The sequence below is a fragment of the Corallococcus sp. 4LFB genome, assembly GCF_046520365.1.
Classification (GTDB): Bacteria; Myxococcota; Myxococcia; order Myxococcales; family Myxococcaceae; genus Corallococcus; species Corallococcus caeni.
The window spans coordinates 1-4,656 of record NZ_JBKGHJ010000586.1 but is presented as its reverse complement, the minus strand read 5'-3'; the positions used below and the strand labels follow the sequence as shown (position 1 = coordinate 4,656).

Here is a 4,656-nt window from a genome sequence, read left to right as displayed (position 1 = left end):
CAGCAGGCCGAGCACCTGCACGCGCGCGGCCTCCAGGCCTGCCGGCCGGCGCACGCGGCGAGGAGCGCGGGGAGCTCGTCCACGAAGTGCCGGGGCATCTTGCCGGGCCGCACGAGGACGGCGACGAGGTCCGCGTCCACGGCGGCGATCCACCCGAGCTGGGGGCGGCTCGCGGCGTCGCGCACGGTGCCCGTCTTCGTGGCCACGCCCTTGAGCGCCTTCGACGTGGACAGGCCGCTGAGCGTGCCTTCATCCACGTTGCCGGCGAGGAGCGCGAGCACGTCCGGCCGCGCCTCCGCGAGCAGCCGGTACGCCTGCGCCATGCCCCAGGGGGACAGCCCATGCGCGGACCGCAGCCCGATGGCCTCCGTCATGTCCGAGGGCAGCCCGGTGAGGCCGACGGCGGAGAGCACCGGCCCCCAGACGCCGAAGGCCCCGGGAGCGCGGCCGGTGGCCTCCCAGTCCAGGAACCAGCCGTTGCAGGAGCGCAGGAGCGCGAGCCGCGCATCCACCTTCGGAGGCAGGCCGGCGCCGCACGCCCACTCCTGCACGCCCGGGCGCGGCGGGAGCAGGGGGGCGCGCTGGAATCCGAGGCAGGCACGGTCCCCGCCGCGTACAGGAACGGCTTGAGCGTGGAGCCGTAGGGCACCGCGCGCCGCACGTCTCCTTCCGCGAGCAGCACCTCTCCCGAGTGCCGGCTCACCACCACCGTGGCCGCCCTGGGCGCGAGCACCGCCACGTCCGCCAGCTCCTCCACCGTCAGGGGCGTTGCCCACCGCGTCCCGTCATGGCACTGACGCAGCCTGCGCGTCAGCGCGGCGGGAAACCCGGTGTGCTCCCCGAGGATCCGCGCCAGTCCCCTCCTCGCTCGCGGCGTGTCCACCGCCGGCGCGCTCGCCACCTCCTTCGCCGCGCGCGACAGCGACTGATAGGGCCCGTCGCGCCACGCGGGCAGCTCGCCGCTCACCGTCAGCGCGAAGGCCTCGTGGAAGAGCCGGTCCTCGCTGGACGCGGGACAGGCCCACCAGAGCAGCTGGTGCGCCAGCTCATGCCGCAGCGCCGTGCGCGTCCTCGCGTCCAGCACGCCCGGCGTGTTCTGCCGCAGCTCCACGACGCCGGGCCGTCCCTGCGCGTTGCGCTCGGGCGGCAGCGCCGCGCCCTTCTGGAGCGTCACGGTGGCGGGGGCCCTGGTGGGGAGGCCGCCCGCCTGCGCCGCGTACCGCGCCTCCAGGGACGTCCAGGCGGCCTGGGCCTCGCGGCGCAGGTCCGCCTCCGGCGTCACATCCCCCCGCGTGACGAAGGCAGGCGAAGCGGACAACAGCACGGCGACGGCGACGGCCCACCCCATGGGCTACAGGTCGCTCACGGACGTCTTCGAGGGCACCACCTTCAACACGTCCGGCGCCGTGCGGCCCCGGATGCGCGCCGAATACATGTCCTCGATGGTCGCGGGCGGCGCCGCGAACGTGCCCGCGAACTGCGCGCGCATCACGTAGCCCACCGTGCGCGGGCTGTCGCTCCACCACGCCGGCTCCTCGAAGAAGAACGTCGCGTGCGCGGGGTCCAGCTGCCGGCGCTTGAGCGCCTCCGGCGCCAGCGGCAGCGAGTGCGGCGGCCCCCGGAAGACCTTGTCCTCCTGGAGCGGGACGAAGCCCGCCGGCACCGCGTCCTCCACCACGTAGTACGCCGAGCGCGCCCGGTTCTCCCCGCGCGCGTCCAGCGTCAGCTCCACGTAGACCTCCTCGCCCTGCGTGATTTGGGTCCCCGCGTCCAGCTTCACCTTCCCGCCCTCGCGCAGCACGTAGTACGCGCGCTCCACGGACATCCCGTTCACGCGTGGCTGCACGGCGTTGAGCGGCGTCGTCGCGGCGGCGCGCAGCGTGGCCACGCCGTCGAAGCCGCCCACGTCCACCGTGCGGGTCCCCGCCGGCAGCGTGGCGACGAGCCCCATGCCGCGCGGCGCGAACCTCACCGGCGCCGAGGCGCCCTTCACCTCCGGCGGCGCCATGCCCTTGAACGCCTTCGCGTCGCGCTCCACCAGCCAGAGCGAGTGCAAGAGCGCCGTGCTCCGGTCGAACGTGGACAGGCCCGGCTCGCTCAACATCTCCAGGATGCGCTTGCGCGCGCGCGTGACGTCCAGCGACCCGAAGGACGCCGCGTGCGCGGTGATGGCGGTGAGGCCCACGCGCCGCAGCGGGAAGCGGTAGAACGCCTCGGGCGTCTGCGCCTCGCCCTTGAGCGCCGCGAGCTTCGCGAAGCCCTCGCCGCTCTCCTTCACCAGCCCCCGGATGCGCTCCTGGAGGCCGGGCTCCTTCATCACGCCCGCCTTCTCCGCCGCCAGCACCGCGAGCGCCAGCGGGTACAGGTCCCCCGGCTTCGCGGCCTCCACCAGCGCGCGCACCCGCGCCGCCTGACGCGGGCCCTGAAGCCGCGTCCAGCACGTACGCGCGCGTCGCGTCGTACTCCGGCGACAGGCCCTCCTGCGCCTCCAGCCACTTCGCGCTCTCCTGGATGCGCGCGTCGTCGCGGTCCACCAGCCCCGCCTCGGACGCGTACGCCAGGCCGTCCAGCGCGATGAGCGTGAGCGGCAGGCTGGGCTCGCTGTAGCCGCCGAACCACGTGAAGCCGCCGCCCTTCACCGCGAGCCCCAGGATGCGGGCCGTGCCCTGCACGGAGCGGCTGCGCGCCTCCGCCAGCAGCGCCTGCGATTCAGGGTCCAGCTTGTCCAGCGCGCCCGCCTTCTGGAGCACCTGGTACACCGCCACGTTCGGCACCGTCGTGGACACCAGCTGCTCCAGGCAGCCGTACGGGTACGTGAGCAGCTCGCGCACGTTGGCGAGCGCCGCGTCCACCGTGGACGGCTGGAGCACCAGCTCCACGCGCGTCAGCGCCGCCGCCTCCGGGGCCTCCAGCGACAGCGCCCCGCCGCCCCACGCGCTCACCTGCACCGCGTCCTCCACCGCGGCCGGCGCCACGTCGAAGCGCTTCAGGTCGCCGCAAGGGGTCCTTGCCGCCCACGACGTCCACCGCGAGCTGCGCCGGCCGTCTTCGCCGCGCGGGTCATAGAGTCCCAGCAGCGCGGCCTGCTCGAAGACGCCCGCGGCGCCCAGGCTCGCCGGGTGCAGCGGGTTGCCCTCCACCTTCGTGGGGCGGCCCTCGTGGCTCTCCACCACCAGCCCCACCGTGCGCCCGCTCCACTCCAGCCCCGTGGCGAAGTGCAGCGGCACGCCGGGCGTCAGCCCCTCCGGCGGCTGCGAATAGGGGAGGATCTTCTCCGGCGGCTGACGGAAGCACCCGCTGAAGCCCGCCGCCGCCAGCGACGCGGTCGCCAGCTGCAGGAAGGTGCGCCGCGCCAGGCCCTCGGGCGGAAGCGCGGCGCCAGGCGGATGCTCCCGAGAGGACCGCCTCGCGCCCGGGGCTCCCGCGTGCCACTCCTCCAGGCTGCGCCACGCGCGCACCGCGTCCGTCCCGGGCGCGTCGGGGAGCTCCGGTGGCGCGGGGGGGTCGGTCAGAAGTGGCATGTGTTGCAGTCCGTCCGGGGGTGCACGTCGAGCGCGGCCTGCACGGCGCGGCCTGTGGCTCGCGCGTCGCCAGGAGGGCGCCAGGTGAGGTTCGCGACCTCGGACACGGGGCGCAGCCACGGCGTCGGGTCGCGGTGACAGTCCAGGCACCAGCCCATGGTGAGGGGCGCCACCTGCTGCACCGCCGGCATGGTGTCCACGCGCCCGTGGCAGGTGACGCAGCCCACGCCCTTGTTCACGTGGATTTGATGGCTGAACCAGACGTAGTCCGGCAGCGCGTGCACCCGGTTCCACGGGAGCGGCGTGCCGTCGAAGCCGCTGGCGCGCACCGGCTCCAGGCGCGCGCTCTCGTTCCACACCTGCGCGTGGCACCCCAGGCAGCGCTGCGTGGGCGGCACGCCCGCCACGGGCGAACGCCACGCGCCCTCATGGCAGTAGCCGCACGGGATGCCCTCGTCGCCCACGTGGTGCCGGTGGTCGAACGGCAGGGGCTGCTCGTGGGGCGTGAACGAGCCGCGTCCCAGGGGATTGCGCGCGAGCAGCAGCAGCCCCGCCAACGACGCCGCGGGCACACCCAGGGCCAGCGCGATGAGCGCTCGAATCACCGAGTCAGTTCCCGGGCGGAACAGCGGAGCCATGGCCCTCCCCGTACAGCGTGGAAGCCTCCGCGGGCATGGGGTCGCGAGAGGTGGGCGCGACTGTGCGCGCGGCCTCGCGGCCACCACCAGCGCCCAGTTCGCGTCCCGTCGCGTTTCACACGACCAGGCCGCGAGAGGTTCGCCAGTCGACAGGAAGGGCGTCCATCCGTTCAGCACGCCAGCGCGCCGTCCTCCGCGAAGGAACCCCACGCGAGGCGCCCGGGGCACGCGCGGCCTGGGGCCGGGGCCCGACGCGCGGCTCCACGACGCGGTGGACCGGCCCTCAGGACCGCAGCGTGCGCTCGCGCTCGCGCACGGGCGCGGAGGCCGTCATCACGGACGCCGCGCCCACGTACACGTCCACCGGCGACAGCGGCCCCGCGCCCGGCAACGCCGCCAGCTCGCGCACCACCGCCTCCTGCCCGTGACACGTCATGCCGCGCGCCATGCAGTCGCGCAGCGCCGCCTGGAGCCACGCGGCGGAGTCCGTCTCTGGC

At 75.1% G+C, this 4,656-nt stretch carries 3 protein-coding genes and 3 pseudogenes; 1 reads left to right on the top strand and 5 read right to left on the bottom strand.

The window, feature by feature from the left end; translation table 11 throughout:
- Both ACLEQD_RS37410 and ACLEQD_RS37405 read right to left on the bottom strand, forming a co-directional pair.
- A pseudogene (locus tag ACLEQD_RS37410) lies at nt 1–1,348 on the bottom strand (hypothetical protein); the annotation flags it as partial.
- Between the two features lie 3 nt (nt 1,349–1,351).
- Nucleotides 1,352–3,039, bottom strand: a pseudogene (locus tag ACLEQD_RS37405) (alpha-2-macroglobulin); the annotation flags it as partial.
- Nucleotides 3,040–3,129: 90 nt separating this feature from the next.
- On the opposite strand from ACLEQD_RS37405, the gene ACLEQD_RS37400 reads away from it, so the two are divergent.
- Nucleotides 3,130–3,261, top strand: a complete 132-nt coding sequence (locus tag ACLEQD_RS37400; protein ID WP_410390655.1) for a hypothetical protein — start codon at nt 3,130–3,132, stop codon at nt 3,259–3,261.
- 83 nt (nt 3,262–3,344) lie between these two features.
- Here ACLEQD_RS37400 and ACLEQD_RS37395 read toward each other — a convergent pair.
- The 3 genes and pseudogenes from ACLEQD_RS37395 to ACLEQD_RS37385 all read right to left on the bottom strand — a co-directional run.
- A pseudogene (locus ACLEQD_RS37395) lies at nt 3,345–3,521 on the bottom strand (TAT-variant-translocated molybdopterin oxidoreductase); the annotation flags it as partial.
- Nucleotides 3,509–4,159, bottom strand: coding sequence for a cytochrome c3 family protein (locus ACLEQD_RS37390; protein WP_410390654.1), 651 nt, complete (start codon nt 4,157–4,159; stop codon nt 3,509–3,511). The gene ACLEQD_RS37390 and the pseudogene ACLEQD_RS37395, both read right to left, overlap by 13 nt.
- Nucleotides 4,160–4,442: 283 nt before the next feature.
- Nucleotides 4,443–4,656 (bottom strand): hypothetical protein (locus ACLEQD_RS37385; protein ID WP_410390653.1); only part of this gene is annotated, 214 nt, incomplete at its 5' end.

What these genes read in the sequence shown, in the direction of transcription:
- ACLEQD_RS37390 (WP_410390654.1), bottom strand. Translation starts at nt 4,159, where the DNA reads ATGGCTCCGCTGTTCCGCCCGGGAACTGACTCGGTGATTCGAGCGCTC.